This window comes from Streptomyces albus subsp. chlorinus (assembly GCF_013302895.1).
In the GTDB taxonomy this organism is placed as follows: domain Bacteria; phylum Actinomycetota; class Actinomycetes; order Streptomycetales; family Streptomycetaceae; genus Streptomyces; species Streptomyces chlorinus.
On sequence record NZ_VJOK01000001.1, the window covers coordinates 2,438,773 to 2,463,870 of the forward strand.

At 71.5% G+C, this 25,098-nt stretch carries 21 protein-coding genes and 2 tRNA genes; 10 read left to right on the forward strand and 13 right to left on the reverse strand.

From position 1 onward, the window contains the following. Positions 1 to 131 precede the first annotated feature (131 nt). The 3 genes from FM076_RS11005 (at position 132) to FM076_RS11015 (ending at position 3,045) form a co-directional block, all read left to right on the forward strand. Positions 132 to 1,205 (forward strand): hypothetical protein, encoded by a 1,074-nt coding sequence (locus FM076_RS11005; protein ID WP_173869868.1) that lies wholly within the window; start codon positions 132 to 134, stop codon positions 1,203 to 1,205. Positions 1,206 to 1,426: 221 nt separating this feature from the next. Beyond that, complete coding sequence (locus FM076_RS11010) at positions 1,427 to 2,257, forward strand: hypothetical protein (RefSeq protein ID WP_173869869.1); 831 nt, start codon at positions 1,427 to 1,429, stop codon at positions 2,255 to 2,257. 11 nt (positions 2,258 to 2,268) lie between these two features. Then, on the forward strand, positions 2,269 to 3,045 hold the full coding sequence (locus FM076_RS11015) for a hypothetical protein (RefSeq protein ID WP_173869871.1): 777 nt from the start codon (positions 2,269 to 2,271) through the stop codon (positions 3,043 to 3,045). A 120-nt stretch (positions 3,046 to 3,165) separates the two neighbouring features. On the opposite strand, the gene clpX is transcribed toward FM076_RS11015, so the two are convergent. The 5 genes from clpX to FM076_RS11040 form a co-directional block, all read right to left on the reverse strand. After that, entirely contained in the window at positions 3,166 to 4,449 is a 1,284-nt protein-coding gene (gene clpX / locus FM076_RS11020; protein ID WP_173869873.1) for an ATP-dependent Clp protease ATP-binding subunit ClpX, read from the reverse strand. 172 nt (positions 4,450 to 4,621) lie between these two features. Further along, positions 4,622 to 5,281 carry an ATP-dependent Clp protease proteolytic subunit gene (locus FM076_RS11025; protein ID WP_173869875.1) on the reverse strand — a complete coding sequence of 220 codons (660 nt, stop codon included), beginning with the start codon at positions 5,279 to 5,281 and terminating at the stop codon, positions 4,622 to 4,624. 70 nt (positions 5,282 to 5,351) lie between these two features. Next, positions 5,352 to 5,957, reverse strand: a complete 606-nt coding sequence (locus FM076_RS11030; protein WP_173874662.1) for an ATP-dependent Clp protease proteolytic subunit — start codon at positions 5,955 to 5,957, stop codon at positions 5,352 to 5,354. A gap of 248 nt (positions 5,958 to 6,205) precedes the next feature. Beyond that, on the reverse strand, positions 6,206 to 7,645 hold the full coding sequence (tig, locus tag FM076_RS11035) for a trigger factor (RefSeq protein ID WP_173869877.1): 1,440 nt from the start codon (positions 7,643 to 7,645) through the stop codon (positions 6,206 to 6,208). Between the two features lie 101 nt (positions 7,646 to 7,746). Continuing rightward, positions 7,747 to 7,823: transfer RNA gene (locus tag FM076_RS11040), tRNA-Pro, on the reverse strand. A 69-nt stretch (positions 7,824 to 7,892) separates the two neighbouring features. On the opposite strand from FM076_RS11040, the gene FM076_RS11045 reads away from it, so the two are divergent. Further along, positions 7,893 to 7,963: transfer RNA gene (locus tag FM076_RS11045), tRNA-Gly, on the forward strand. Between the two features lie 355 nt (positions 7,964 to 8,318). On the opposite strand, the gene FM076_RS11050 is transcribed toward FM076_RS11045, so the two are convergent. Beyond that, entirely contained in the window at positions 8,319 to 8,513 is a 195-nt protein-coding gene (locus FM076_RS11050; RefSeq protein ID WP_173869879.1) for a hypothetical protein, read from the reverse strand. A gap of 580 nt (positions 8,514 to 9,093) precedes the next feature. On the opposite strand from FM076_RS11050, the gene FM076_RS11055 reads away from it, so the two are divergent. After that, the gene (locus FM076_RS11055) at positions 9,094 to 10,317 is read left to right on the forward strand and encodes an acyltransferase family protein (protein WP_173869881.1); all 1,224 of its coding nucleotides are present in this window, start codon (positions 9,094 to 9,096) and stop codon (positions 10,315 to 10,317) included. Between the two features lie 284 nt (positions 10,318 to 10,601). On the opposite strand, the gene FM076_RS11060 is transcribed toward FM076_RS11055, so the two are convergent. The 3 genes from FM076_RS11060 to FM076_RS11070 form a co-directional block, all read right to left on the reverse strand. Then, on the reverse strand, positions 10,602 to 11,447 hold the full coding sequence (locus FM076_RS11060; RefSeq protein WP_173869883.1) for an FtsX-like permease family protein: 846 nt from the start codon (positions 11,445 to 11,447) through the stop codon (positions 10,602 to 10,604). Further along, a complete protein-coding gene (locus FM076_RS11065) occupies positions 11,444 to 12,310 on the reverse strand; it encodes an ABC transporter ATP-binding protein (RefSeq protein WP_173869885.1) in 867 nt (288 codons plus the stop codon). The genes FM076_RS11060 and FM076_RS11065 overlap by 4 nt, the downstream gene beginning before the upstream one ends. Positions 12,311 to 12,472: 162 nt before the next feature. After that, positions 12,473 to 13,636 (reverse strand): PP2C family protein-serine/threonine phosphatase, encoded by a 1,164-nt coding sequence (locus FM076_RS11070; protein ID WP_173869887.1) that lies wholly within the window; start codon positions 13,634 to 13,636, stop codon positions 12,473 to 12,475. A gap of 149 nt (positions 13,637 to 13,785) precedes the next feature. Here FM076_RS11070 and FM076_RS11075 point away from each other — a divergent pair, with 149 nt between their 5' ends. Then, the gene (locus FM076_RS11075) at positions 13,786 to 15,042 is read left to right on the forward strand and encodes a GNAT family N-acetyltransferase (RefSeq protein WP_173869889.1); all 1,257 of its coding nucleotides are present in this window, start codon (positions 13,786 to 13,788) and stop codon (positions 15,040 to 15,042) included. 67 nt (positions 15,043 to 15,109) lie between these two features. Here the strand turns inward: FM076_RS11075 and FM076_RS11080 are convergent, their stop codons facing one another. Together FM076_RS11080 and FM076_RS11085 are read right to left on the reverse strand one after the other, a co-directional pair. Next, positions 15,110 to 15,952, reverse strand: a complete 843-nt coding sequence (locus FM076_RS11080) for an Fpg/Nei family DNA glycosylase (RefSeq protein ID WP_173869891.1) — start codon at positions 15,950 to 15,952, stop codon at positions 15,110 to 15,112. A 4-nt stretch (positions 15,953 to 15,956) separates the two neighbouring features. Further along, positions 15,957 to 16,454 (reverse strand): ribose-5-phosphate isomerase, encoded by a 498-nt coding sequence (locus FM076_RS11085; RefSeq protein ID WP_173869893.1) that lies wholly within the window; start codon positions 16,452 to 16,454, stop codon positions 15,957 to 15,959. Positions 16,455 to 16,633: 179 nt separating this feature from the next. On the opposite strand from FM076_RS11085, the gene FM076_RS11090 reads away from it, so the two are divergent. Further along, positions 16,634 to 18,121 (forward strand): amino acid permease, encoded by a 1,488-nt coding sequence (locus FM076_RS11090; protein WP_173869895.1) that lies wholly within the window; start codon positions 16,634 to 16,636, stop codon positions 18,119 to 18,121. 115 nt (positions 18,122 to 18,236) lie between these two features. Here FM076_RS11090 and FM076_RS11095 read toward each other — a convergent pair whose 3' ends face one another. Beyond that, a complete protein-coding gene (locus FM076_RS11095) occupies positions 18,237 to 18,845 on the reverse strand; it encodes a biotin transporter BioY (RefSeq protein ID WP_173869897.1) in 609 nt (202 codons plus the stop codon). Between the two features lie 395 nt (positions 18,846 to 19,240). On the opposite strand from FM076_RS11095, the gene FM076_RS11100 reads away from it, so the two are divergent. Continuing rightward, positions 19,241 to 20,713 (forward strand): amino acid permease, encoded by a 1,473-nt coding sequence (locus FM076_RS11100; RefSeq protein WP_173869899.1) that lies wholly within the window; start codon positions 19,241 to 19,243, stop codon positions 20,711 to 20,713. A 190-nt stretch (positions 20,714 to 20,903) separates the two neighbouring features. Further along, on the forward strand, positions 20,904 to 21,545 hold the full coding sequence (locus FM076_RS11105; protein WP_173869901.1) for a superoxide dismutase: 642 nt from the start codon (positions 20,904 to 20,906) through the stop codon (positions 21,543 to 21,545). Between the two features lie 143 nt (positions 21,546 to 21,688). On the opposite strand, the gene FM076_RS11110 is transcribed toward FM076_RS11105, so the two are convergent. Beyond that, positions 21,689 to 22,342: a DsbA family protein gene (locus FM076_RS11110; RefSeq protein WP_173869903.1), complete on the reverse strand. Its 654-nt coding sequence runs from the start codon at positions 22,340 to 22,342 to the stop codon at positions 21,689 to 21,691. Positions 22,343 to 22,541: 199 nt separating this feature from the next. Between FM076_RS11110 and pepN the strand changes: the two genes are divergently transcribed. Then, positions 22,542 to 25,098 (forward strand): aminopeptidase N (gene pepN / locus FM076_RS11115; RefSeq protein WP_173874663.1); only part of this gene is annotated, 2,557 nt, incomplete at its 3' end.

Here is a 25,098-nt window from a genome sequence, read left to right on the forward strand (position 1 = left end):
GACCGCCAGTGTACGGGCGCCCATGTCCCGGTCTCGAATCGGTTTGAGGACCGGTGCAGCGCCTTCCGGCGCCATCCGTCACTATGAGCGGAGCGCATTCGACTACATGTTCACGGAGGGGAAGCGCCGCCATGAGTGACAACCAGCCCGGCCCGTACGGCGGGCAGCCGGGGCCCTACGGTCAGCAGCCGGGTCCGTACGGACAGCAGCCCCAGCAGCCGGGCGGCGCCAACCCCTACGGCGGCGCCCCCAATCAGCCCGGTTACGGCTACCCGCAGCAGCCGGGCGCCCCGCAGCAGCCCCCCGGGCCGCCGCCCCAGCAGGGCTACGGCTTCCCCCAGCAGCAGCCCGGCGGGCAGCAGCCGGGCGGGCCAGGACAGCCCGGTCCCTATGGGCAGCCCGGCCCTTACGCCCAGCCCGGTCCTTACGGCCAGCCCGGCCAGCCGGGGATGCCGGTGCCGCCCCAGGGCGGCGGCGGCAAGGGCAAGACCATCGGCATCATCGTCGGCGCACTGGTCCTGGTGGGCGCGGTGATAGGCGGCGTCCTCGTCTTCACCGGCGGCGACGACGACAAGGACGGCAAGGGCGGGGGCGGCGGCTCCTCGGTCGCCGACGACGGCAAGAAGTACAAGCTGATCACCCCGCAGACGGTCGCCACGGAGTTCGAGAAGAAGCCGGGATCGGAGAACAACTCCTCCACCGGGTTCAGCGAGTCCGACAAGCAGAAGTTCGAGCAGTTCGGCGTCAAGGACCCGAAGAACGTGTCCGCCAGCTACAAGGACAGCGGCACCGGGGTCAACGCGAAGGAGCTGAACTTCGGCGGCGTCTACGGCGAGATCGAGAACCCGGAGGCGGTCGTCAACGCCGCTTTGCTGATGGTGGCCAAGGAGGCCAAGGAGGACCCGGACACCTCCGGCGGCGGCAAGGCCGAACTCGACGGCGAACCGCAGGAGGTCCACCCCGCCGGTCTGGGCGACGACGCCGTGATGAAGTGCCAGAAGGTGAAGTTCACCGCGCCTCCCGGCAACTCCTCCGGCATCGACGGCTTCACCATGCCGTTCTGCATGTGGGGCGACCACAGCACCATCGGCTTCGTGATCACCGCCTCCCCCGGTGACATCCTCAGCGGCAAGGGCACCCCGGTCTCCCAGGCCGGCGAGACCACGGCCAAGGTCCGCAAGGACGTGCGCGTGCCGCTCGCGTGACCCCGCCGCCACCTGGCGTGTGACCCCTCCCCCGCTGTTCCCCGCCGTGCGGCCCGGCCGTGCGGCGGGGACCTTCCGGACGCAACCGGACAACTCAGCGGGGGTTCTTCACGATTGTGTTCCCACCGGGCTCCGATTCGGCGCCCGGTGCGGCGTTCTCGTCGTGCATCCGTCAAGATGTCCGAGCGCGTGAAAGCGAGTCAACGAGGGGAAGCGCCACCATGAGCCACAACCAGCCAGGCCCCTACGGCCAGTCGGGGCCGTACGGTCAGCAGCCGCAGCAGCCGGGTCAGCCCGGCCCCTACGGTGGCGCTCCGGGCCAGCCGCAGCAGCCGGGTTACGGCTACCCGCAGCAGGGCCAGCCCCAGCAGCCGGGCTACGGCTACCCCCAGCAGGGCCAGCCGCCGCAGGGCGGCGCGCCCTACGGACAGCCGGGCCAGCAGCCGGGGATGCCGATGCCGCCCCAGGGCGGCGGCGGCAAGGGCAAGACCATCGGCATCGTCGTGGGTGCCCTGGTCGTCGTCGGCGCCGTGATCGGCGGGCTGTTCGCCTTCGGGGTGATCGGCGGCACCGAGTACAAGCTGACGACTCCCGAGACGGTGGCCGGCGACTTCAAGCGCCAGGGCTCGGGCAACCACGAGGAAGGCAAGAAGGGCGCCTTCGGCAAGAGCGAGGACAAGATCCCGGGCATGTCGGCCGACGAGGCCGTCAGCGCCAACTACCTCTCCGGCGCCAAGAAGATGCAGTTCATCGGCGCCTCGGGCTCGGTCGACGACCCGGAGAAGGCCGTGGACTGGGTCTTCGACCAGGCCGAGGACGACCTCAAGTCCATGGGCAAGACGGCCGGCGACCCGCAGGAGGTCTCGCCGTCCGACTTCGACGGCGACGTCATGAAGTGCCAGTCCTACACGGTGATGTCCCAGACCCTGACCGCGTGCGTCTGGGCCGACGGCAGCACCATCGGCCAGGTCGTCCTCCAGGGCGACAAGGACATCGACGGCACCGCCGAGACCACCGCGAAGGTCTTCAACGACGCCCGCGTCGAGAAGTGAGCTGACCGAGCATGAGCCAGCCACCCGGACCGTACAACGCGGGCGGGTACGGCCAGCAGCCTCCGGGTCCGGGAGGCGGCCCCTACGGGCCGCCTCCCGGACCCGGTTACGGTGCCCCCGGCCCGTACGGGGCGTGGCCGCCCGCACCACCGCCGCCGCGCCGCCGCGCGCTGGGCGCGGGTGCCGTCACGGCGATCGTGCTGGGCAGTCTGGTCGTGGTCGCGGGGATGCTGTTCGGCATCGCCGCGCTGGTCCGGTCGGGCACACCGCAGGGCACCGAGAAGATCGCGTTCCCCGCCACGCTGGAGAGCGGCAAGTACCACCGCATGGACGGCAACGCGCAGGTCGAGCAGCAGGAGCGGCAGCTCCAGGACGAGTTGCCCGGCGACGGCACGGCCAAGGTCGCCACCTACTCCGCCGATCCGTCGGGCAGCCCGACGGCCGGCGGGCTGGCGATCTCCGGCGCGTACGGCGACATCGACGTCTCCTCCGCGAAGATGCGCGACGACATGCTGGACGGCATGCGGCAGAGCCAGGCGGGCGAGGTCGTCGGGGAGCGCCGGGAGTTCACCCCGGGCTCCGGTGACGTGGAGATCTCCTGCCAGCTGACGCGGCTCTCCCAGGGCGGCGTCGGGGTGTACGCGCCCGCCTGCGCCTGGGCGGACGAGTCGACGGCGGCGACGGTGCTGGAGGTCAGCGTCGCCAACTCGTCCCCGGACAGCATCGATCTGGAGGAGTTCGCCGCGGTCACGGCCCGGGTCAAGGACGAGGTGACGGTGCCCAAGTAGGCCCCGGGGCGAGCGGAGCCCAGGAAGGCCCCCGCAGGACACCACACCACATGCGGAAGGGCCCGCCCCGAGGGGGCGGGCCCTTCCGCATGTGGTGTGGTGTCCTGCGGGCCGGGGCGCTCAGGCGCTCTTCTCGTGGCGCTGCTGGTCGCCGTTGCCGCGGGCGCGCGGGACCAGCGTGGGGTTCACGTTGGAGTGCACGACCTCCTCGGTGATCACGACGCGCTCGACGTCCTTGCGCGAGGGCACCTCGTACATCACCGACTGGAGGACCTCCTCCATGATGGCGCGCAGGCCGCGGGCGCCGGTGCCGCGCAGGATGGCCTGGTCGGCGATGGCCTCCAGCGCGGGGCGGTCGAAGTCCAGCTCCACGCCGTCGAGTTCGAACAGCCGCTGGTACTGCTTCACCAGCGCGTTCCGCGGCTCCATGAGGATCTGGAGCAGCGCCTCGCGGTCGAGGTTGTGCACCGAGGTGATGACCGGGAGGCGGCCGATGAACTCCGGGATCATCCCGAACTTCACCAGGTCCTCCGGCATGACCTCCTCGAACTGGTTGCTCGCCTCCAGCTCCCGCTTGGAGCGGATGTTCGCGCCGAAGCCGATGCCCTTGGCACCCGCGCGGGACTCGATGATCTTCTCCAGCCCCGCGAAGGCGCCGCCCACGATGAACAGCACGTTCGTCGTGTCGATCTGGATGAACTCCTGGTGCGGGTGCTTGCGTCCGCCCTGCGGCGGAACGGAGGCGGTGGTGCCCTCCAGGATCTTCAGCAGCGCCTGCTGGACGCCTTCCCCGGACACGTCCCGGGTGATCGACGGGTTCTCACTCTTGCGGGCGACCTTGTCGATCTCATCGATGTAGATGATGCCGGTCTCGGCCTTCTTGACGTCGTAGTCGGCCGCCTGGATGAGCTTCAGCAGGATGTTCTCGACGTCCTCGCCGACATAGCCCGCCTCGGTGAGCGCCGTGGCGTCGGCGATGGCGAAGGGGACGTTCAGCATCCGGGCGAGCGTCTGGGCCAGCAGCGTCTTGCCGGAACCGGTGGGGCCCAGCAGCAGAATGTTGGACTTCGACAGCTCGATGCCGTCGTCCCGGCCCTGCCCGTTCTCACCGGCCTGCACGCGCTTGTAGTGGTTGTAGACGGCCACCGACAGCGCCTTCTTGGCGGCCTCCTGGCCGACGACATAGCCCTCGAGGAACTCGTAGATCTCACGGGGCTTGGGCAGCTCGTCCCAGCGCACCTCGGAGGACTCGGCAAGCTCCTCCTCGATGATCTCGTTGCAGAGGTCGATGCACTCGTCGCAGATGTACACACCTGGACCCGCGATGAGCTTCTTCACCTGCTTCTGGCTCTTGCCGCAGAACGAGCACTTGAGCAGATCGCCGCCATCACCGATGCGTGCCACGAGGAGCTTCCCCTTCGCCTGGGATCCGTCAGGGATACGGACCGAGGTACGTGCTCTCCGACGGTACCTTGCCGGGCCGCCGGAATGGGCCCCCCTTGGAACGACCCGACCGACACTTCTCGCGCCGGCCCGGTGCCGTCCCAAGGGGTCACGGGTCGCCTGTGCGTACCCGTCAGACTCCCACGGAGGACTTCCGGGTCGTGACGATCTGGTCGATCAGCCCGTACTCGAGGGACTCCTCCGCGGTGAGGATCTTGTCGCGCTCGATGTCCTTGGAGATGGTCTCGCGGTCCTTGGTGGAGTGCTTGGCCAGCATGTCCTCCAGCTGGTCGCGCATCCGCTGGATCTCGTTGGCCGCGATCTCCAGGTCGGAGACCTGGCCCCGCCCCGTCTCGCTGTAGGGCTGGTGGATGAGGATGCGGGCGTTGGGCAGCGCCATCCGCTTGCCGGGGGTGCCGGCGGCGAGCAGCACGGCCGCGGCGGAGGCCGCCTGGCCCATGCAGACCGTCTGGATGTCGGGCTTGACGAACTGCATCGTGTCGTAGATCGCGGTCAGCGCCGTGAAGGAACCGCCCGGGGAGTTGATGTAGACCGAGATGTCCCGGTCGGGGTCCATCGACTCCAGGCACAGCAGCTGCGCCATGACGTCGTTGGCCGAGGCGTCGTCGATCTGCACGCCGAGGAAGATCACGCGCTCCTCGAAGAGCTTCGCGTACGGGTCGTACTCCCGTACGCCCTGCGAGGTGCGCTCGACGAAGCGCGGGACGACGTACCGGGACTCGGGCGCGATGCCGGTGAACTCGGCCCGCGGGCCCGTCTGGAATGAGGTCATCGGGAGGTTCTCCTGGGGATGAGCTGGTGGCTGCGGTCGGGGCGGGTGCCGTGCGGCGCTGTGGCGGGGCTCACGCGCCCGTTCCGCCGCCACCCGGGAGCTGGGCGGCGCTGCCGTAGACCTCGTCGATGAGGCCGTACTCCTTGGCCTCCTCGGCGGTGAACCAGCGGTCCCGGTCGGCGTCGCGGGTCCACTGCTCGACGGTCTGACCGCTGTGCGCGGCCGACAGCTCGGCCAGCCTCTTCTTGGTGCGCAGCAGCTGCTCGGCGTGGATCTTGATGTCCGTGGCCGAGCCCGCCAGGCCGGCGGAGGGCTGGTGGATGAGGATGTCGGCGTTGGGCAGCGCGAACCGCTTGCCCCGCGTACCGGCGGTCAGCAGGAACTGGCCCATGGAGGCCGCCAGGCCCATCGCGATGGTGACCACGTCGTTCTTGATGTACTGCATGGTGTCGTAGATCGCCATGCCCGCCTGGACCGAACCGCCTGGGCTGTTGATGTACAGGAAGATGTCCTTGTCCGGGTCGGCGGCCAGGAGAAGGAGCTGGGCGGTGATCTTGTTGGCGATGTCGTCGTCCACCGGCTGGCCGAGGAAGATGATGCGCTCGTTGAGCAGCCGGTTGTAGACCTGGTCGCCGAGGCCACCACCGAAGTTGGGCTCGCCGGCGGCGGAAGGCATCGGAAGCGTCACGTGTCCACCTGCTCGTGTCCGGACGGCCACGCGAAGCTGGCCGTCACTGGGGTCTTCGTCTACTGGGGACCCTAACGCGCCACCCGGCGGCAGCCATCCCGGTCAGAGCGCATTTCGCTGTGAGCGCAGGTGCCCCCCAGGACCCGCCCGGAGCGGGCCCGGGAACCGGACGGGGGCGCCGGGGCGTGCTCTCGCGCGCCCCGGCGCCCCCCGTTCGCGGGTCTGGTCCGGCCGGGTCAGCCCTCGGCCTTGTCGGCGCCGGCCTTCTCGGCGTCGGCCCCGGTGCCCTCGGCGTCGGCCCCGGCCGTCCCGGTGGCCTCCTCCGTGGCGGCCGTCTCGTCGGTCGCGTCGGCCTCGTCCGCCTCGTCGTCGCTCAGGTCGACGACCTCGCCGTTGGTGTCCTTGACGGTGACGGCCTCGACGACGGTGGCCAGGGCCTTGCCGCGGGCGACCTCACCGACGAGGACCGGCACCTGGCCGCCCTCGACGACCGCCTGCGCGAACTGGTCGGGGCTCATCCCGGAGGACTGGGCGCGGCGCATCAGGTGCTCGGTCAGCTCTTCCTGGCTGACGTTGAGCTTCTCCTTGCTGACCAGCTCGTCGAGGACGAACTGGGTCCGGATGCCCTTCTCCGCCTGCTCCTTGAGCTCGGCGTCGAACTCCTCCTCGGACTTGTCCTGCATCTTCAGGTACGAGCCGAGGTCGAGGCCGAGCTGGGCGAGCTGGTGGTTGACCAGGTTGTGCTTGCGGCTCTCGATCTCGTCCGCGAGCAGCTTCTCCGGGATCGGCACCTCGGTCAGCTCCAGCAGGGCGTCGAGCACCTTCTCCTGGGCCTGCGTCGCCTGCTCGTACTTCTTCTGGTCGGCCAGCCGCTTGCGGCTGTCCTCCCGCAGCTCCTCCAGGGTGTCGAACTCGCTGGCGAGCTGGGCGAACTCGTCGTCCAGCTCCGGCAGCTCGCGGGAGGAGACGCTCTGCACCGTGACGGTGACCTCGGCCTCCTTGCCGGCGCCGGAGCCGCCCTTCAGCTCGGAGGTGAAGGTGGCGGAGCCGCCCGCCTCCAGGCCGGTGACGGCCTCGTCGATCCCGTCCAGCAGCTCACCGGAGCCGATGGTGTAGTCGACACCGTTGGCGACGCCGTCCTCGAGGACCTCGCCGTCGACCCGGGCCTCCAGATCGACCTTGACGACGTCGCCCTCGGCGGCGGCGCGCTCGACCACCGTGGTGGAGGCGAAGCGCTCACGCAGCTGCTCGACGGCCTTGTCCACGTCCTCGTCGGAGACGTCGACGGCGTCGACCTCGACCTCGATGCCCGAGTAGTCGGGGATCTCGATCTCGGGGCGGACGTCCACCTCGGCGGTGAAGGCCAGCAGCTCGTTGTCCTTCAGCTCGGTGATGTCCACCTCGGGCTGGCCGAGCACGTTCAGCTCGCCCTCCTCGACGGCGGACTGGTAGAGCTTCGGCAGCGCGTCGTTGACGGCCTCTTCGAGGACGGCACCGCGGCCGAAGCGCTGGTCGATCAGGCGCGCGGGGATCTTGCCCTTACGGAAGCCGGGGACGCTGACCTGCTGGTTGATCTTCTTGTACGCCGCGTCGAGGCTGTCCTTGAGCTCCTCGAAGGGCACCTCGACAGTGAGCCGAACCCGGGTGGGGTTCAGAGTCTCTACGGCGCTCTTCACGGTCGGTCTCCTTGGGGCTGGCATTGGAGGTCTTGCTGGTACTTGGCTGCGCCCCGTATGCATGCAGACACGACACAGGCACGCGCGTCTTTCATAGTACGTGGTCGGGGTGGCCGGATTCGAACCGACGACCTTCCGCTCCCAAAGCGGACGCGCTACCAAGCTGCGCCACACCCCGTCGGTGCGACACGTAGAGTACATGTCGTAGGATGCGGCTTGTGCCGATCCGGCAGTCGTTCCGGGTCACGCGGGCGTAGCTCAATGGTAGAGCCCTGGTCTTCCAAACCAGCTACGCGGGTTCGATTCCCGTCGCCCGCTCGCGGCACGAAGGCCCGGCCCCTCGAAGGGGGCCGGGCCTTCGTCGTACGGGGCTTCCGGGAGGCGGACCGGGCCTCCGGACGTCGTCCCGGGCCGCCCGGAAAGGGCGCCTGACGGAGGACGTACGGGGACGTGCGGGGACGCGCGGTGACGGAGGGGGACGCTCCGTGTCAGGGCCCCAGGGGAAGGGGCGTCAGGGCCCCAGGAGAAGGGGCACACCGCGGCGGAACAGTCCCAGCGGAACGGTCCCGCGGGAAGACGGCGCGGAACAGGAGCCGGTACGCGTACGCGCCGGGCCGCGGGCCGGACGCCGTCCGGGCCGCCGGAGGCCGGCCCCTGCCGCCCGCGGGCGCCGCTAGAGGCTGATCTGGTTGATCGTGTGCGCGATCGAGTTCAGGAAGCGGTTGATCGACGGCGCCATCCCGGTGGACGCCAGGAAGAAGCCGAACAGTATGGCGACGATCGCCGGGCCCGGCTTGATGGACTTGCTCCGGATCATTACCACCAGGATGACTGCCAACAGCAGGACGACGGACAGCGAGATGGCCACAACTGCTCACACCCTCATGGTCGGAACGCCTCACCCGGCCTGGGGGCCTGCCCTCGTGGCCACACCCCCGCGCGGACCCATCGTGCCACCAACTGGAGCCGCAGAGGAGCCGGGTGACCACTCGTCGGGACCATCAGCGGGTGAATCGTCCCGGTTGGCGGCCGAACGCTCACCCGCCTGCGGGGCCCCTCGCGCGCGGGAGGGGCGTGAGGCCGCCCGCACACGGTGGGGTACGTCCGCAATTCGGCCATCAATTCGGCGCGATCAATACGCTGCGCGGCATATGTGCACCTGGTGCAATAATCTCGGCACCGCGTGCCGCACCGCATCCGGTCTGCGAATTCCTGGACGGCGCCCAGGAATTGTGGCCTCACTCACAGGGGTGCGAAGCCGCACCAAAGCGGACAAGAGCGGGACGGGACACCGACCCCATACGACCCGTTTATGCGGGACATCGGACGACAAACCGAACATTCGCGCCACGGTCCGTCAGCATCGGTCCCCTGCAAGGGGAATTAGCCCGTACGGACGCGGGAACAACGACCAGGACGAGAATTTACGGGTCCCAGGTCCAAGCGCTATGGTGCGGCAGATGTTGCACGCTGGTTATGAGCGGGCGCCGCTCCCCCCCGTCCGCCAGGAGTCCCCCTCCGAGACGCCACCGGCGTCTCCGGAGCGACCTGCGAAGGCACAGCCCCCGAAGGCACAGAAGAAACCAGCAGCCAAGCAGCGGGACCCCTTCTTCGACAACGCGAAGTACCTGACGATCGTCCTCGTCGGGATCGGCCACGCGTGGGACCCGCTGCGCGAGGACAGCCGTACGGCCGAAGCGCTGTACTTCGTCCTCTACACCTTCCACATGCCGGCCTTCATCATCATCTCCGGCTATCTGTCCCGGAGTTTCGAGGGCAAGCCCAAGCAGGTCCAGCGGCTGATCACCGGGGTCGTCGTCCCCTACCTGGCGATCCAGGTCATCTACACCTTCTTCATGCGCTGGGCCAACGACGACCCGGACCGCGAGTTCCACTTCCAGGAGCCCGGGTTCGCGCTGTGGTTCCTGTGCGCGCTGTTCATCTGGCGCCTGACGACGCCCCTGTGGAAGAACCTGCGCTGGCCCGTGCCGGTCGCGCTGGCGATCGGGGCGGCCGCCAGCGTGACGCCCTCGATGAGCAGCGACCTCGACCTGATGCGCGTGGCGCAGTTCCTGCCCTTCTTCGTGCTCGGCCTCCAGCTGCGCCCCCACCACTTCCAGCTGGTCAAGCGCAAGCAGACGCGCTACCTCGCCGTGCCGGTCACCCTGTGCACCGTCGCGTTCGCCTACTGGGCCGTGCCCCGGATGTCCAAGGCATGGTTCCTGCACGACAAGTCCGCCGCCGAGATGGGCGTCCCCTCCTGGGCGGGCGCCGTGATGTACCTCGCGCTCTTCGGCTGCGGCCTGGTGATGACCGCCTGCTTCATGTCCTGGGTGCCGCGGCGGCACATGTGGTTCACCGCGCTGGGCGCGGGCACGCTGTACGCGTACCTGCTGCACATCTTCTTCATCCAGAGCTCGCGGCAGTTCGACTGGTACGAGATGGACTGGGTCGACCACCCGCTCAGCCGGGTCGCCATCACCGCGCTGGCCGCCCTGATGATGACCGTGCTGTGCACTCCGTGGGTCACCCGGCTCTTCAAGTTCATGATCGAGCCGAAGATGGACTGGTTCTTCAAGCGGGATCCTGGGGCTCTCGCCCGCAAGAGGGAGTCCTCCTCCGCGGAGGGCGGTGACCCGGCCCGCAGGCCCGCCTCCCACCGCAAGCGGTAACCCTCTCCCCCACCCCCGCCCTTGTTGCGGCCCGGCTCCCGCCCGGGAAGGCCCGGCTCCTGTCGGCGACGGCACCTTGTTCGCGTGGGAATGGCACCGTGTCCACCTTGTCCCTTCCGCGGCACCTCGTCCCCGCCGGGACGGCACCTCGTCCCCGCCGCGACGGCGAGACCCCGACGCCTCAGTGCGCCGGGGCGCCAGTGCGCCGGGGCCGCGCGGTCGGGCGGTACCGCCGGACTCCACCGGCCCATCAGGGGGAACCGTCCCGGCGGGGGCCGGGGGTTCTAGCGGCGTAGGGCCGCTCTCGCGGGGAGGGTGGTGGCGGTGAAGGTGAGGGCGGTCACCGTGGCGGCTATCGCCGTGTAGAGGAGCGGGGGGATGTAGGGGGGCGCCTCGTAGAGGCCGTCGATCATGGGGTGGAGCGTCAGCAGGGCGATCCCCGTACCCAGCGCGAGGGCGGAGGCGGCGACCACCGCCGCCTCCCAGCGGAGCATCCGCAGCACCTGGGCGCGGGTGGCGCCGATCAGCCGGAGCGCGGCCACCTCGTGGCGGCGTTCGGCGACGGTCATCACCAGCGTGTTGACCGCGGCGACGGCGGCGAAGCCGCCCAGGACGAGGGCCAGGACGCGGTTGCCCCAGCGGTTGACCTCCCGGTCGCGGTCGGCGGCGTGGGTGTAGGCGGCCTTGCCGGCGACCTCCCCGACGGCGCTGAGGGCGCGGGAGACGTGGGCGACGTCGGCGCCCCGCTCCCGGCGGACCAGCACTTCCGTGTCGTAGGGCGAACTCACGTGCCCCTCCAGGGCGGTGCGCGGGAGGGTCACCGGGGAGAGGCCGGCGCCCCGGGTGTAGAGGGCGGTGACCCGGGGGTGCGCCTCGGTGCCGTCCGGCAGCCGGATGCCGATCCGGTCGCCGAGCCCGACGCGGGCGCCGCGGGCGACGAGGCGGTCGAGGGCGACGGTGTCGGCGAGGAAGCCGCAGGCCGAGGTGAGCATGGCCGTCATGGCGAGGGCCACGAAGGTGCCGGCGAAGGAGACGGGGGCGAAGCGGACGGCGGCGCGGGCCAGCCCGTTGGGCAGCGGAACGCGCGGCGCCACCCGGCGGCGCCGGGGCCCGGGGGTGTGCGGGCTCATGCGACGGGCTCCGGGGCGGCCTGCGGCGCGGGGTGCGCGGCGGGACCCGTCCGGCGGGCGGTGAGGTCGGCCATGCGGGCCGCGATCCGGTCGGCCCGCTGTGGGACGTTCTCGCCGGGGCGGCGCTCCAGGCTGCCGGCGAGGCGGCCGTCGGCCAGGAAGAGCACGCGGTCGGCGTGCGCTGCGGCCGTCGGGTCGTGGGTGACCATGACGACGGTCGCCCCGGTGCCGCCGGGGCCCGCGGCGTCGGCCGGGGTGTCCACGGCGGCGCGCAGGAGGGCGAGGATCTCGGCCGCCGTGGTGGTGTCGAGGGCGCCGGTGGGCTCGTCGGCGAAGATCACCTCGGGTGAGGTGACCAGGGCGCGGGCGAGGGCGACGCGCTGCTGCTGGCCGCCGGAGAGCTGGTCGGGGCGGCGCCGGGCGTGCCCCTCCAGGCCGACCTGGGCCAGCACCCGGGCGGCGCGGTGCCCCTCGGGACGGTGCCCGGCCAGTCGCAGCGGGAGCAGCACGTTCTGCTCGACCGTCAGGGAGGGCAGCAGGTTGAACGCCTGGAAGACGAAGCCGAGCCGGGTGCGGCGCAGTGCGGTGAGCTTGTTCTCGCCGAGCGCGCCGAGGTCGGTCCCGGCCAGGTGCACGGAGCCGGAGGTGGGCCGGTCGAGTCCGGCGGCGCACTGGAGGAACGTCGATTTGCCGGAGCCGGAGGGCCCCATGACGGCGGTGAAGGTGCCGTACGGCAGCGAGAGGTCGATGCCGCGCAGGGCGTGCACGGTGCGGCCGTAGCGGCGGGTGACCGCGCGCAACTCCACGGCGCCGTACGCCCTGAGGCCGGGTGCCGCCTCCGGCTGCCGGGTGTTCTCGCGCATGCTGGTCTCCGTCCGGGTGATCCGCTTTGGGTGGCACCTCGAACGTACGGATCAGGGGTGAGGCGGGACCATCCCGCTTGCCACCGTCCTGGGGTGGGGACAGCCCCCCTACCGGGCCTCGGGCCGGCTCCAGGGCGGGGGCGGGGCGGCGCCGGGCGGCGGTCAGTCGCGGCAGATCAGCAGCAGCGCACGGTCGTCGTTGACGTCGCGGGCCACCGACTCGATCAGGTGCCAGGCGGCGCCGTGGAAGCTGGTGGCGACGTAGCGGTCGGCCTCGCCGGTGAGGCGGTCCATGCCCTCGGTCAGGTCGCGCTCGGCGGTCTCCACGAGCCCGTCGGTGAAGAGCATCAGGACGTCGCCGGAGCGCAGCGTGCCCCGCACGGGCTCGAACTCGGCACCGTCGTAGACGCCCAGCAGCGGGCCCTCGGCGGCCTTCTCCTCCCACTTGCCGGACCCGGCGTGGAGCTGCATCGCGGGGACGTGCCCGGCGGACAGCAGCTCGAAGTCGCCGGTGTCGAGGTCCAGGACGAGGTGGACGGAGGTGGCGAATCCCTCCTCCCAGGACTGACGCAGCAGATAGCCGTTGGCCGCGGGGAGGAAGTCGTGCGGCGGCAGCGAGCCGAGCAGCCCGCCGAACGCGCCGGACAGCAGCAGGGCGCGGGAGGCGGCGTCCATGCCCTTGCCGGAGACGTCGGTCAGGACGAGTTCGAGGGTGCGCCGGGCGGGGCCGGTGCGGGCCGCGACGACGAAGTCCCCGGAGAAGGACTGCCCGCCCGCCGGGCGCAGCGCCATCTCGTGGTGCCAGCCGGCGGGCAGTTTCGGCAGTTTGCTCTGGACGCGGATGCGTTCGCGCAGGTCGAAGAGCATGGTGCCGCCGCGCCGCCAGGGCACCCCGACGCGGCTGCGGAACTGCGCGACGAGGAGGCCGGAGAGCCCGGCCGCCGCGACCACCAGGATGGTGCCGGGTGTGACGCGGCCCGCCTCGTCACCGGTCTTCCAGGGCTCCAGCAGCATCGACTCGACCATGAGCGCCACGGCGGCCGCGGCGTAGAGGGCGAGCAGGCTGGCGGGGCGCAGCAGCAGCCCGCCGGCGATCAGCGGGAGCACCAGCGCCTCGGGCGCGCACCACAGCGGGGTGACGACGGTGGCGCAGGTCAACGCCGGGACGGTGAGCAGCAGTCCGGTCAGCGCCACCCGGTCCGAGGCGCCGCCGCGGAAGTAGTCGACGGCGGATCTGCGCAGGTTGGTGCGGACCCGGTGCCAGGCCTTGAGCGCCTGGTGCGACCGGGTCGTCGCAGTGGAGGGTCCCGCGCGGCGTTCCGCCATGCCCAGGGAGCCTAGCCACCCGCTCGGTGACCCGTCGATTCCCGGCGGGGCGGCGGGGTCGGGTGCCCGGTGCCGTCCGGCCAACGGGGCGGTGCGCGCGGGGACAAAAACATTCGCTCCCGTTCGAATCCGCTGCTAGGGATGGCGGTATGACAACGGAACCGCGAGTTCTCCAGGACTCCGAATGGGACGCCTGGTACGACAGCCTGCTGAGCGCCTTCGCCAGTACCGACAGCGCCGAGGAGCGGGAGCTGCGCCGCTCGCTGACCGAGACGGAACGCTGTCTGGGGGTGTGGGACGAGGGCCGCCCGGTGGCCACCGCGGGGCTGTTCTCCTTCCGGATGGCGGTGCCCGGCGGCGCGCTCGTCCCGACGGCGGGGGTGACGATGGTGAGTGTGGCGCCCACCCACCGCAGGCGGGGCATCCTGCGGTCGTTCATGCGGCGGCAGTTGGACGACGTGCGGGCGGCGGGCACCGAGCCGCTGGCGGCGCTGACGGCGTCGGAGGCGCCGATCTACGGGCGGTTCGGGTACGGCCTGGCGGTCCGTTCGCTGGCGGTGCGGATCGACACCAGCAGGGCCGGGCTGCGGCTGCCCGCTCCGCTGGCCGCCGAGGCGGCGAAGCTGCGGCTGCGGCAGTCGGACGAGGCGGCGTCGCTGGTGGCGGAGTGCGAGGCGGTGTACGCGCGGGCGGTGCCCCGGCGCCCGGGAATGCTGGAGAGGCGCCCGGGATGGGAGCGCGAGCCCCTGCTCGATCCCGAGCGCCTGCGCGAAGGGGCCTCGCCCCTGCGCTGCGTGGTGGCGCTGCGCGACGGGGAGCCGGTGGCGTACGCCCGCTACGCGGTCAGGACGCGCTGGACCGAGTCGGACGCGCCCGACGGCGAGGTGCAGCTGCGGGACCTGGAGGCCCTCGACCCGGCCGGGTACGCGGCACTGTGGCAGTTCCTGTTCGACATCGACCTGACGACCTGGGTCGTCTCCGACAACCGGCCGCTGGACGACCCCTGGCAGCACCTGGTGGAGAACATCCGCCGGTGCACCACCCGGCTGAACACCGACTCCCTCTACCTGCGCCCGGTGGACGTGGGCGCCGCACTGGCCGCCCGCACCTACGCCGCACCCGTGGACGCGGTGCTGCGGGTCGAGGACGACTTCTGCCCGTGGAACACCGGGAACTGGCGGCTGTCGGGCGACGAGAAAGGAGCGGTGTGCGAGCCCACGCGGGACGCCGCCGACCTGGCGCTGTCCGTCCGCGAACTCGGCAGCGCCTACCTGGGCGGCACGTCCCTGGGGGCACTGGCGGACGCCGGCCTGGTGGCCGAGGAGCGCCCCTCCTCCGGTGTGCTGCGGGCGGTCTCGACGGCGTTGTCGAGTGGGACCGCGCCGTTCCTGCCGCACGGCTTCTGACCCGTTCCTGCCGCACGGCTTCCGGCCCGGTACGGCCACCGGCGCCGCCGGCCCCGGCCCTCCGGGGTCAGCGGCGCTGGCAGGTGGGGCACCAGAACAGGTTGCGGGCCGCCAGTTCGGCGGTGGCCACGGGGGTGGAGCAGATCAGGCACGGCTGGGCGGCGCGGCGGTAAACGTAGACCTCGCCGCCGTGGTCGTCCACGCGGGGCGGGCGTCCCATGGCCTCGGGGGTGTGCTCGTCCCGCACGGTGTCGATGCGGTTCTTGCGCACCCCGTCGGTCATCAGCTCCACCAGGTCCGCCCACAGGGCGTCCCACTCCGCGCGGGTCAGGTCGCGTCCGGCGCGGTAGGGATCGATGCCGTGCCGGAAGAGGACCTCGGCGCGGTAGACGTTGCCGACCCCGGCGACGATCTTCTGGTCCATGAGCAGGGCGGCGATGCTGGTGCGGCTGCGGGAGATCCTTGCCCAGGCGGCCTCGGGATCGGAGGCGGCGCGCAGCGGGTCGGGGCCGAGCCGGTCGCTGACGGCCTGCTTCTCGGGCGCGGTCAGCAGCTCGCAGCGGGTGGGTCCGCGCAGGTCGGCGTAGTGCGGCGGCCCCTCAGGCTCCCCCGGCCGCTCGCCGGGCCGGGTCGCCAGCCGCAGCCGCACCTGGCCCACGGGGGCGGGCGGTGGGCCCTCCCCGAAGCGGAAGGTGCCGTAGAGGCCCAGGTGTATGTGCACCCAGCCGAGGGGGCCGAAGCCGAGGAAGAGGTGCTTGCCGTGTGCCTCGGTCGCCGTGAGCGCCGCGCCGTTGAGCAGCGCGGCGCCGTCGGCGAACTTGCCCTGCGGGCTGGTGACGTCCAGCGTGCGCCCGGCGAACCGGTCCGCGGCATCGCGCGCGAGCCGGTGGATGGTGTGACCCTCGGGCACGGGCTCAGGGCTGGTCGGGGGACTTGGGGTGGTGCGCCGGCACGGGCGGCAGCGCGCCGGTGCGCTCGTAGTCCGCGAGCATGGTGATGCGCCGCTTGTGCCGCTCGCCCTCGGAGAAGGGGGTGGCCAGGAACGCCTCGACGAAGGAGACGGCCTCCTCGGTGGTGTGCATGCGCGCGCCCACGCTGAGGAGGTTGGCGTCGTTGTGCTCGCGTGCCAGCTCGGCCGTCTCCCGGCTCCAGGCCAGGGCGCAGCGGACGCCGGGGACCTTGTTGGCGGCCATCTGCTCGCCGTTGCCGGAGCCGCCGATGACGATGCCGAGGGAGCCGCTGTCGGCGACCGTGCGCTCGGCGGCACGGAGGCAGAACGGAGGGTAGTCGTCGTCGGCGTCGAAGATGTGGGGGCCGCAGTCGACGGGCTCGTGGCCCGCGGACTCCAGCCACTCGACGAGGTGGTTCTTCAGTTCGTATCCGGCATGGTCGGAGCCGAGGTACACGCGCATACCGCAGAGTGTGTCATCCCCGCTCCGGCGGGCCGGACGCAGGGCCGCCGAGCCGCGAGCGGGTGTCGCCGCGGTGTTGCGGAGACAACAATCCGGATTCGGCTCTTCCGTTGTGGGCAGCACGCCCTCTTACATGTGAACGCTCGTTAAAGACGACACCACAAGGAGCCGGCTGCCCCATGAGTTCTCAGCAGACCCCGCGTACGTCGGGGGAGCCGCCGCAGAAGCCTCCCGCCGGGGACGGTGACGGCCTGCGGGCGGGCCTCAAGAACCGCCATCTGTCCATGATCGCCATCGGCGGGGTGATCGGTGCGGGCCTCTTCGTGGGCTCCAAGGCCGGTATCGCCGACGCGGGCCCCGGCATCCTGCTGTCCTACGCGCTGGCCGGCCTGCTGGTCGTGCTGGTGATGCGCATGCTCGGCGAGATGGCGGCCGCCGATCCGGCCTCCGGGTCGTTCTCCACCTACGCCGACCGCGCCCTGGGCCGCTGGGCCGGGTTCACCATCGGCTGGCTGTACTGGTTCTTCTGGTCGGTGGTGCTGGCCGTCGAGGCGACGGCCGCCGCGGACATCCTGGAGGGCTGGATCCCGTCCGTGCCGCAGTGGGGCTGGGCCCTGCTGGTGATGCTGGTGCTGACGGGGACGAACCTGATCTCCGTCGGCTCCTACGGCGAGTTCGAGTTCTGGTTCGCGGGCATCAAGGTCGTCGCGATCATCGCGTTCATCGCCGTCGGCCTGATCGCCTTCGTCGGGCTGCCGCCCGCCGACGGCGCCGCCGGTCTGGAGAACCTCACCGGGCAGGGCGGATTCCTGCCCAACGGGCCGGGGGCGATCCTCTCCGGCATGCTGCTGGTGGTCTTCTCCTTCATGGGCAGCGAGATCGTCACGCTGGCCGCCGCCGAGTCGCCGAACCCGGTCACCGCCGTGCGCAAGGCCGTCAACAGCGTGATCTGGCGCATCGGCCTGTTCTACCTCGGCTCGATGTTCGTGATCGTCTCGCTGCTGCCGTGGGACTCCGAGGCCATCGCCACCGACGGCCCGTACGTGGCGGTCCTCGACGCGCTGGACATCCCCTACGCGGGCACCGTGATGGACGTCGTCGTGCTGACGGCGGTGCTCTCCTGCCTCAACTCGGGTCTCTACACCGCCTCGCGGATGGCCTTCTCGCTGGGCGAGCGCGGGGACGCCCCGGCCTCCTTCGGCCGCACCAACCAGCGGGGCGTGCCCACGGCCGCGATCCTCGCCTCGGTGGCCTTCGGGTTCGTGGCGGTCTTCTTCAACTACATCGCCAAGGACACCGTCTTCGAGTTCCTGCTCAACTCCTCGGGCGCGGTCGCGCTCTTCGTCTGGCTGGTCATCTGCGCCTCGCAGCTGCGGATGCGGCACCGGATCGAGCGGGAGGCCCCCGAGCGGCTGACGGTGCGGATGTGGCTGTACCCGTATCTGACGTGGGCCACCATCGGCCTGATCGTCTTCGTGATCGGCTACATGTTCACGGACGACGACGGGCGCACCCAGATGGTGCTCTCGCTGGCCGTCGCGGCGGTGGTGCTGGTCACCTCGCTGGTCAAGGACCGCGTCCAGCGCGGGCAGGCGGCGGCCCGGGAGCCGCTGGGCGGCGCGGAGCCGGACCAGGCGCCGGTGACGTCCCCCGCCGACGCGGGCTGACCCGGGCCCCGGCCGGCAGGCGGGAGGGCCCGGCGCCACACGGCGCCGGGCCCTCCCGCGTCCGGTCCTTCCCCGGACCCGCCGGTCCCTCCCCGGACCCGCCGGGGCCGGGGCCTCAGCTCTTGCGGCCCGCCAGCTTCCAGGCGGTGGGCAGGGCACCCATCGCCAGGGCGGCCTTGAGGGCGTCCCCGACCAGGAACGGCACCAGGCCGGCGGCGACGGCCTCGCTCAGCGACATCCCGGTGGACAGCGCCAGGTAGGGGACGCCGACGGCGTAGACGAGGGCGAGGCCGGCCGCCATGGTGCCCGCGGTGCGCAGCGCGCCGCGGTCGCCGCCGCGGCGGGCCAGCGCGCCCACGGCGATGGAGGCCAGCATCATGCCGAAGACGTAGCCGAGCGTGGGTATGCCCACCCCGGAGGACGCCTCGGCGAACCACGGCACCCCGGCCATGCCCGCCATCGCGTACAGGGCCAGTGCGAGGAAGCCGCGGCCGGCGCCGAGCCCGGCGCCGACCAGCAGCGCGGCGAAGGTCTGCCCGGTGACCGGCACCGGCGAGCCGGGAACGGGTATTGCTATCTGCGCGGCGATCCCCGTCAGGGCGGCGCCGCCGGCCACCAGGGCGACGTCGCGGACACGGGCGCGGGTCGCACTGGAGGCGGGCAGCAGATCCGCGAGCACGGTTCCGGGGCGCGGGGTGGCTGCGGCGGATGTGAGGGCACTCATCTGGACTCTCCGTCTGGTGCGAGCGGGTAGGAGCGGCCGGGTTCGGCTGGTCGTCCCCGTGCGGGCCGCCGCCCTGCGACACCGCGGCCCTCACACGGGGCGACCAGCCGGCCACAGCCTTTTGTCTGCCCGTCGACGCTAGCCGAAACCGCTCGAGCGCCGAGCGTGAGCGGGGCGTGAGCTTGGCGACAGTGGGTCCCGCCGGGCGCCCCTTCGCTCCGGTTTCGCGCGTTCCGGGGCCTGTCCGTATCGCGGGATGGGCCGCACGATTATTGATGTGCTGGGCTGCCTCACCAACACTGGGGGCGAACACCTACCACCACGGGGGCAGCACACGCACCGTGAACCGCTCACGTTACCCCGTTCGTCCCCTCACACCCAGGAAACGGCCACTGATGACGCGCACCGAGACCTCCGACGCGCCACCCCCGCCCGGCGAGCCCTCCCCCTCTTCCGGCTCCTCCCGCTCTTCCGGTTCCGACGGCGAGGACGGTGCCCCCGAGCGCTCCCTCGCCCACGGGCTCAAGCAGCGCCACCTCTCGATGATCGCCCTCGGCGGCGTGATCGGCGCGGGGCTGTTCGTCGGCTCCGGCGCGGGCATCGCCGCGGCGGGCCCCTCGATCGTCCTGGCGTACGCCGCCTCCGGCGCGCTGGTGATGCTCGTGATGCGGATGCTGGGCGAGATGTCGGCGGCCCGTCCGGCCTCCGGCTCCTTCTCCGTGCACGCCGAGCGGGCCCTGGGGCCGTGGGCGGGTTTCACCTCGGGGTGGATCTACTGGACCCTGCTGTGCGTCGCCATCGCCACCGAGGCCACGGCGGCGGCGAAGATCATGACGGGCTGGCTGCCGGACACCGAGCAGTGGATGTGGGTCGCCCTGTTCATGCTCGTCTTCTGTGCCACCAACCTGGCCGCGGTCCGCAACTTCGGCGAGTACGAGTTCTGGTTCGCCGCGCTGAAGGTGCTCGCCATCACCGCCTTCCTGGTCCTGGGGGTGCTCGCGATAGCCGGGGTGCTGCCGGGCACCGACTCCCCGGGGGCCGCCCATCTGACGGGTGACGGCGGCTTCTTCCCCACCGGCGCCGACGGACTGATCGTCGGGCTGCTCGCCTCCGTGTTCGCCTTCGGCGGGCTGGAGACGGTGACGATCGCGGCGGCCGAGTCGGAGAAACCGGTCTCGGGGGTCGCCAGGGCCGTGCGCACGGCGGTGTGGCGGATCGCGCTGTTCTACGTCGGCTCGATGCTGGTGATCGTCACGCTGATCCCGTGGAACGACAAGTCGGTGCTGTCGGGCCCGTACGCGGCCGTACTGGACTACATCGGCATCCCGGCCGCCGCGCAGGTGATGAACGTGGTGGTGCTCATCGCGCTGCTGTCGGCGATGAACGCCAACATCTACGGGGCCTCGCGGATGTCCTACTCCCTGGTCGAGCGCGGGGAGGGGCCCGTCTTCCTGAACCGGCTGAGCCCCCAGGGCGTGCCGCGCTACGCGGTGATCGCCTCGTCCTTCTTCGGCTTCGTGGCGGTGCTGCTGAACCTCTTCTGGGCGGAGACGGTCTTCCAGTGGCTGCTGAACATGGTCGGCGCGGCCACGCTGGTGGTGTGGGGCTTCATCGCCGTCTCGCAGCTGATCACCCGCTACCGGATGGAGCGCGAGGCCCCGGAGAAGCTGGTGGTGCGCATGTGGCTGTTCCCCGGGCTGACCATCGTGGCCGTGCTGGGCATCGTCGCCGTCCTGCTGCTGATGCTGCGCGAGGGCGACACCCGCACCCAGCTGGGCTTCACCGCCGGGCTGACCGTGGTGCTGGCGGCCGTGGGCTACCTGCGGCAGCGGCTGCGTCCGCGCACCCCGGTGCCCGAGGACGCCTGACCGGCCGGCGCCGGCTCCCCGGTCCCGCCGCCTGACGCGGACTCAGCCGGTCGGCGCGGCCCGGGTTCTCGGACCGCTCGCCGCACAGCGGAGCGCCCCCTGACGGCAGGGGGCGCTCCGCTGTTTCGTGCACTGTTGCTGCTAACTTCTAGTTGCAAGTAATGTGCATTAGCGAGCGAAGGGCGAGAGCATGGCGACATACACCTTGCCGGAGCTGCCGTACGACTACTCCGCGCTGGAGCCGGTCATCAGCGGCGAGATCATCGAGCTGCACCACGACAAGCACCACGCCGGGTACGTGAAGGGGGCCAACGACACGCTCGAACAGCTCGCTCAGGCCCGCGACAAGGACCAGTGGGGCACCATCAACGGCCTGGAGAAGAACCTCGCCTTCCACCTGTCCGGGCACATCCTGCACACCATCTACTGGCAGAACATGACCGGCGACGGCGGCGGCGAGCCGCTGGAGAAGGACGGCACGGGCGAACTGGCCGACGCCATCGCGGAGTCCTTCGGCAGCTTCGCCAAGTTCAAGGCCCAGCTGTCGAAGGCCGCGGCCACCACCCAGGGCTCCGGCTGGGGCGTGCTGGCCTACGAGCCGGTCACCGGCCGGCTCATCGTCGAGCAGGTCTACGACCACCAGGGCAACGTCGGCCAGGGCTCGGTGCCCCTCCTCGTCTTCGACGCCTGGGAGCACGCCTTCTACCTGCAGTACCGCAACCAGAAGGTGGACTTCGTCGAGGCGATGTGGCGCGTCGTCAACTGGCAGGACGTCGCCGCCCGCTACAGGGCCGCCAAGGAGCGCGCCACCAACCTGCTGCTGGCGCCGTAAGGCCGCGGCCCGCGCTTCCGTCCTCGTGATCGTCTTCTCACCTTTCGCGGCGGACGGAAGGAAAGAGGAAGGGCCCCTGTGCGGACGTGACGCACAGGGGCCCTTCGCCGTGTCCGTACGCGCCCGGTGCGCGTGCCCGGGGCTCAGTCGAAGATCGGCTCCACGTCGCGGGTGCGCTTGATCTCGAAGAAGCCCGGGGTCGAGGCCACCATCAGCGTGCCGTCCCACAGCCGGGCCGCTGCCTCGCCCTTGGGAGCGGGGGTGACCACGGGCCCGAAGAAGGCGATCCGCTCCCCGTCCGCGCCGGGGACGGCGATCACCGGGGTGCCGACCTCCTCGCCGACCAGCCCGATGCCCTCCTGGTGCGAGGCGCGCAGGGCGGTGTCGTAGGCGTCGGAGCCGGCGGCGTCCGCCAGCGAGGCGGGCAGCCCGGCCTCCTCCAGGGCCTCGACGAGCACCTCGCGGTCCAGTTCCCGGCCGCCCGGGTGCACACGGGTGCCGATGGCGGTGTAGAGCGGCCCCAGCACCTCGCTGCCGTGCTCCTGCTCGGCGGCGACGCACACGCGGACCGGGCCCCAGGCGCGCCGCATCATCTCGCGGTAGCGCTCGGGCACGTCGTCCAGCCTGTTCTCGTTGAGCACCGCCAGACTCATCACGTGCCAGCGGACCTCCACCGGCCGTACCTTCTCCACCTCCAGCATCCAGCGGGAGGTCATCCACGCCCAGGGGCACAGGGGATCGAACCAGAAGTCGGCGGGGGTCTTCTCCGGTGACTGGTTCTCCGGTGACTGGGGCATGCGCGCTCCTAGGCAGTGCGGATGGGTGGTCTCGCTCGCGGACAACGTACCCAGCCACCGGCGGCATTCCCGCTACTGCGTGTCGGCGGCGCATGCGATGCTGGGCAGGTTGTCCACCATGCGGTACGGCAACGGAACGACACATGCAGGACGGATCGTGACGGATCACGAGGGATCACGACGGAGAGGGAGCGTGGCAGTGCCCGGAGAGAACCTGACCCGCACGGAGGCCCGGCAGCGGGCCGCACTGCTGACCGTCAGCGGGTACGACGTGGCGCTGGACCTGCGCTCGGCCGTCACGCCGCCGCCGGCCGAGGGGCCGCGCACCTTCCGGTCCACCACCACGATCCGGTTCCGCTGCGCCCAGGAGGGCGCCACGACGTTCGTGGACCTGGTGGCCCCGCACGTCCACTCGGTGACGCTGAACGGACAGGCGCTCCCGGTGGACGACGTGTTCGACGGCAGCCGGATCACCCTGCCCGGACTGCGCGGCGGGCGGGACGGCGACGGCGAGCACGCCGAGCACGCCGAGAACACAGTGACGATCGACGCGCAGTGCGCCTACAGCCGCACCGGTGAGGGGCTGCACCACTTCCTCGACCCCGAGGACGGCGAGGTCTACCTCTACACGCAGTACGAACCGGCCGACGCGCGCCGCGTCTTCGCCACCTTCGAACAGCCGGACCTCAAGGCCCCGTTCGACTTCACCGTCACCGCACCGGCCGGCTGGACGGTGCTCAGCAACGGCGCCCGCGAAGGCGAGCCGCGCCCGGTGGACAACGGGGCGGCGGCCGTCTGGCGCTTCGCCACCACCGCGCCGATCTCCACGTACATCACCGCGGTGGTGGCCGGCCCGTACCACTACGTGTCCGACACCTACCGCCGCCGGTTCCCGGACGGCACCGAGCTGGAGATCCCGCTGGGCGCGCTGTGCCGCAAAGGGCTGGCGCCCTACTTCGACGCGGACGACATCTTCACCGTCACCAAGCAGGGCCTCGACTTCTTCCACGACCACTTCGACTACCCGTACCCGTTCGGCAAGTACGACCAGGCGTTCGTGCCCGAGTACAACATCGGCGCCATGGAGAACCCCGGCTGTGTCACCTTCCGGGAGGAGTTCGTCTTCCGCGGCAAGGTCACCGAGGCGTCCTACGAGGGCCGCGCCAACGTCATCCTGCACGAGATGGCGCACATGTGGTTCGGCGACCTGGTCACCATGGAGTGGTGGGACGACCTGTGGCTCAAGGAGTCCTTCGCCGACTTCATGGGCGCCTTCTCGCTGGTGGAGGCCACCCGCTTCCGCGACGGGTGGATCACCTTCGCCAACCGCCGCAAGTCCTGGGCCTACCGCGCCGACCAGCTCCCCTCCACCCACCCGGTCACCGCCGACATCCGGGACCTGGAGGACGCCAAGCTCAACTTCGACGGCATCACCTACGCCAAGGGCGCCTCCGTCCTCAAGCAGCTGGTCGCCTACGCCGGCAAGGACGCGTTCCTGGAAGGCGCGCGCCGCTACTTCAAGCGCCACCAGTGGGGCAACACCCGGCTGGAGGACCTCCTGGCCGTGCTGGAGGAGACCTCCGGCCGCGACATGGCCACCTGGTCCAAGGCGTGGCTCCAGACCGCCGGCGTCAACACCCTCACCCCGCAGCTGACCTACGACGCGGCCGGCCGCGTCACCGAGCTGGCCGTCCTCCAGGGGGCCGCCGAGTCCCACCCGGTGCTGCGGCCCCACCGGGTCGCCGTCGGCCTCTACCGCAGGGACCCGGCCCGCGGCGTGCTGGAGCGGTACGCGCACGCCGAAACCGATGTGACCGGGGCGCGGACGGCGGTGCCCGAACTGGCCGGCGCCGAACGGCCCGATCTGGTGCTCGTCAACGACGGCGACCTGACCTACTGCAAGGTGCGGTTCGACGAGGTGTCGCTGGCCACGTTCCGCGACCACCTCGGCGCCCTCACGGACCCCCTCGCCCGCGCCCTGTGCTGGTCGGCGGTGTGGAACCTGACCCGCGACGGGCTGATGCCGGCCCGGGACTTCCTCCGCCTGGTGCTGCGGTTCGCCGGGCAGGAGTCCGAGATCGGGGTGCTCCAGATGCTGCACGCCCAGGCCCGGCTGGCGCTGGAGCACTACACGGCGCCCGCGTGGCGGGCCGAGGGCCGCCGGCTGCTGTCCGAGGGCGCCGTCACCCAGCTGCGGCAGGCCGCGCCCGGCAGCGGGCACCAGCTGGCCTGGGCCCGCTTCCTGGCGTCGGTCGCCTCCGGCGAGCAGGAACTGCGGCTGCTGGAGGGGCTGCTGGCCGGCACCGGGCGCATCGACGGCCTGGAGGTGGACCAGGAGCTGCGCTGGACCTTCCTGGAACCGCTGGCCGCCCAGGGGATCGCGGACGAGGAGACGCTCAGGGCGGAGCTGGCCAGGGACGACACCGCCTCGGGGAAGCGGCACCAGGTGCGGTGCCTGGCGGCGCGGCCGTCCGCCGCCGTCAAGGCACAGGCGTGGGCCTCGGTGGTGGAGTCCGACGCGCTGTCCAACGCCCTGGTCGAGGCGACCATCGCCGGGTTCGCCCAGCCGGGGCAGGCCGAGCTGACGGCCCCCTACACGGCCCGGTACTTCGAGGTGCTGGAAGAGGTGTGGGCCTCGCGCTCCATCGAGATCGCGATGGCCGTCGTGCGCGGGCTCTTCCCCGCCGCGCAGGGGGACCGGGCGACGCTGGAGGCCACCGACGCGTGGCTGGCCGGCCACCCGGACGCGGCCCCGG

What these genes read in the sequence shown, in the direction of transcription:
- FM076_RS11070 (WP_173869887.1), bottom strand. Translation starts at nt 13,636, where the DNA reads ATGGCGGAACGCCGCGCGGGACCCTCCACTGCGACGACCCGGTCGCAC.
- FM076_RS11055 (WP_173869881.1), top strand. Translation starts at nt 9,094, where the DNA reads ATGGTGCGGCAGATGTTGCACGCTGGTTATGAGCGGGCGCCGCTCCCC.
- FM076_RS11085 (WP_173869893.1), bottom strand. Translation starts at nt 16,454, where the DNA reads ATGCGCGTGTACCTCGGCTCCGACCATGCCGGATACGAACTGAAGAAC.
- FM076_RS11005 (WP_173869868.1), top strand. Translation starts at nt 132, where the DNA reads ATGAGTGACAACCAGCCCGGCCCGTACGGCGGGCAGCCGGGGCCCTAC.
- FM076_RS11065 (WP_173869885.1), bottom strand. Translation starts at nt 12,310, where the DNA reads ATGCGCGAGAACACCCGGCAGCCGGAGGCGGCACCCGGCCTCAGGGCG.
- FM076_RS11025 (WP_173869875.1), bottom strand. Translation starts at nt 5,281, where the DNA reads ATGACCTCATTCCAGACGGGCCCGCGGGCCGAGTTCACCGGCATCGCG.
- FM076_RS11015 (WP_173869871.1), top strand. Translation starts at nt 2,269, where the DNA reads ATGAGCCAGCCACCCGGACCGTACAACGCGGGCGGGTACGGCCAGCAG.
- FM076_RS11095 (WP_173869897.1), bottom strand. Translation starts at nt 18,845, where the DNA reads ATGAGTGCCCTCACATCCGCCGCAGCCACCCCGCGCCCCGGAACCGTG.
- FM076_RS11030 (WP_173874662.1), bottom strand. Translation starts at nt 5,957, where the DNA reads ATGCCTTCCGCCGCCGGCGAGCCCAACTTCGGTGGTGGCCTCGGCGAC.
- FM076_RS11110 (WP_173869903.1), bottom strand. Translation starts at nt 22,342, where the DNA reads ATGCCCCAGTCACCGGAGAACCAGTCACCGGAGAAGACCCCCGCCGAC.
- FM076_RS11100 (WP_173869899.1), top strand. Translation starts at nt 19,241, where the DNA reads ATGACGCGCACCGAGACCTCCGACGCGCCACCCCCGCCCGGCGAGCCC.
- FM076_RS11060 (WP_173869883.1), bottom strand. Translation starts at nt 11,447, where the DNA reads ATGAGCCCGCACACCCCCGGGCCCCGGCGCCGCCGGGTGGCGCCGCGC.
- FM076_RS11105 (WP_173869901.1), top strand. Translation starts at nt 20,904, where the DNA reads ATGGCGACATACACCTTGCCGGAGCTGCCGTACGACTACTCCGCGCTG.
- FM076_RS11075 (WP_173869889.1), top strand. Translation starts at nt 13,786, where the DNA reads ATGACAACGGAACCGCGAGTTCTCCAGGACTCCGAATGGGACGCCTGG.
- FM076_RS11090 (WP_173869895.1), top strand. Translation starts at nt 16,634, where the DNA reads ATGAGTTCTCAGCAGACCCCGCGTACGTCGGGGGAGCCGCCGCAGAAG.
- FM076_RS11010 (WP_173869869.1), top strand. Translation starts at nt 1,427, where the DNA reads ATGAGCCACAACCAGCCAGGCCCCTACGGCCAGTCGGGGCCGTACGGT.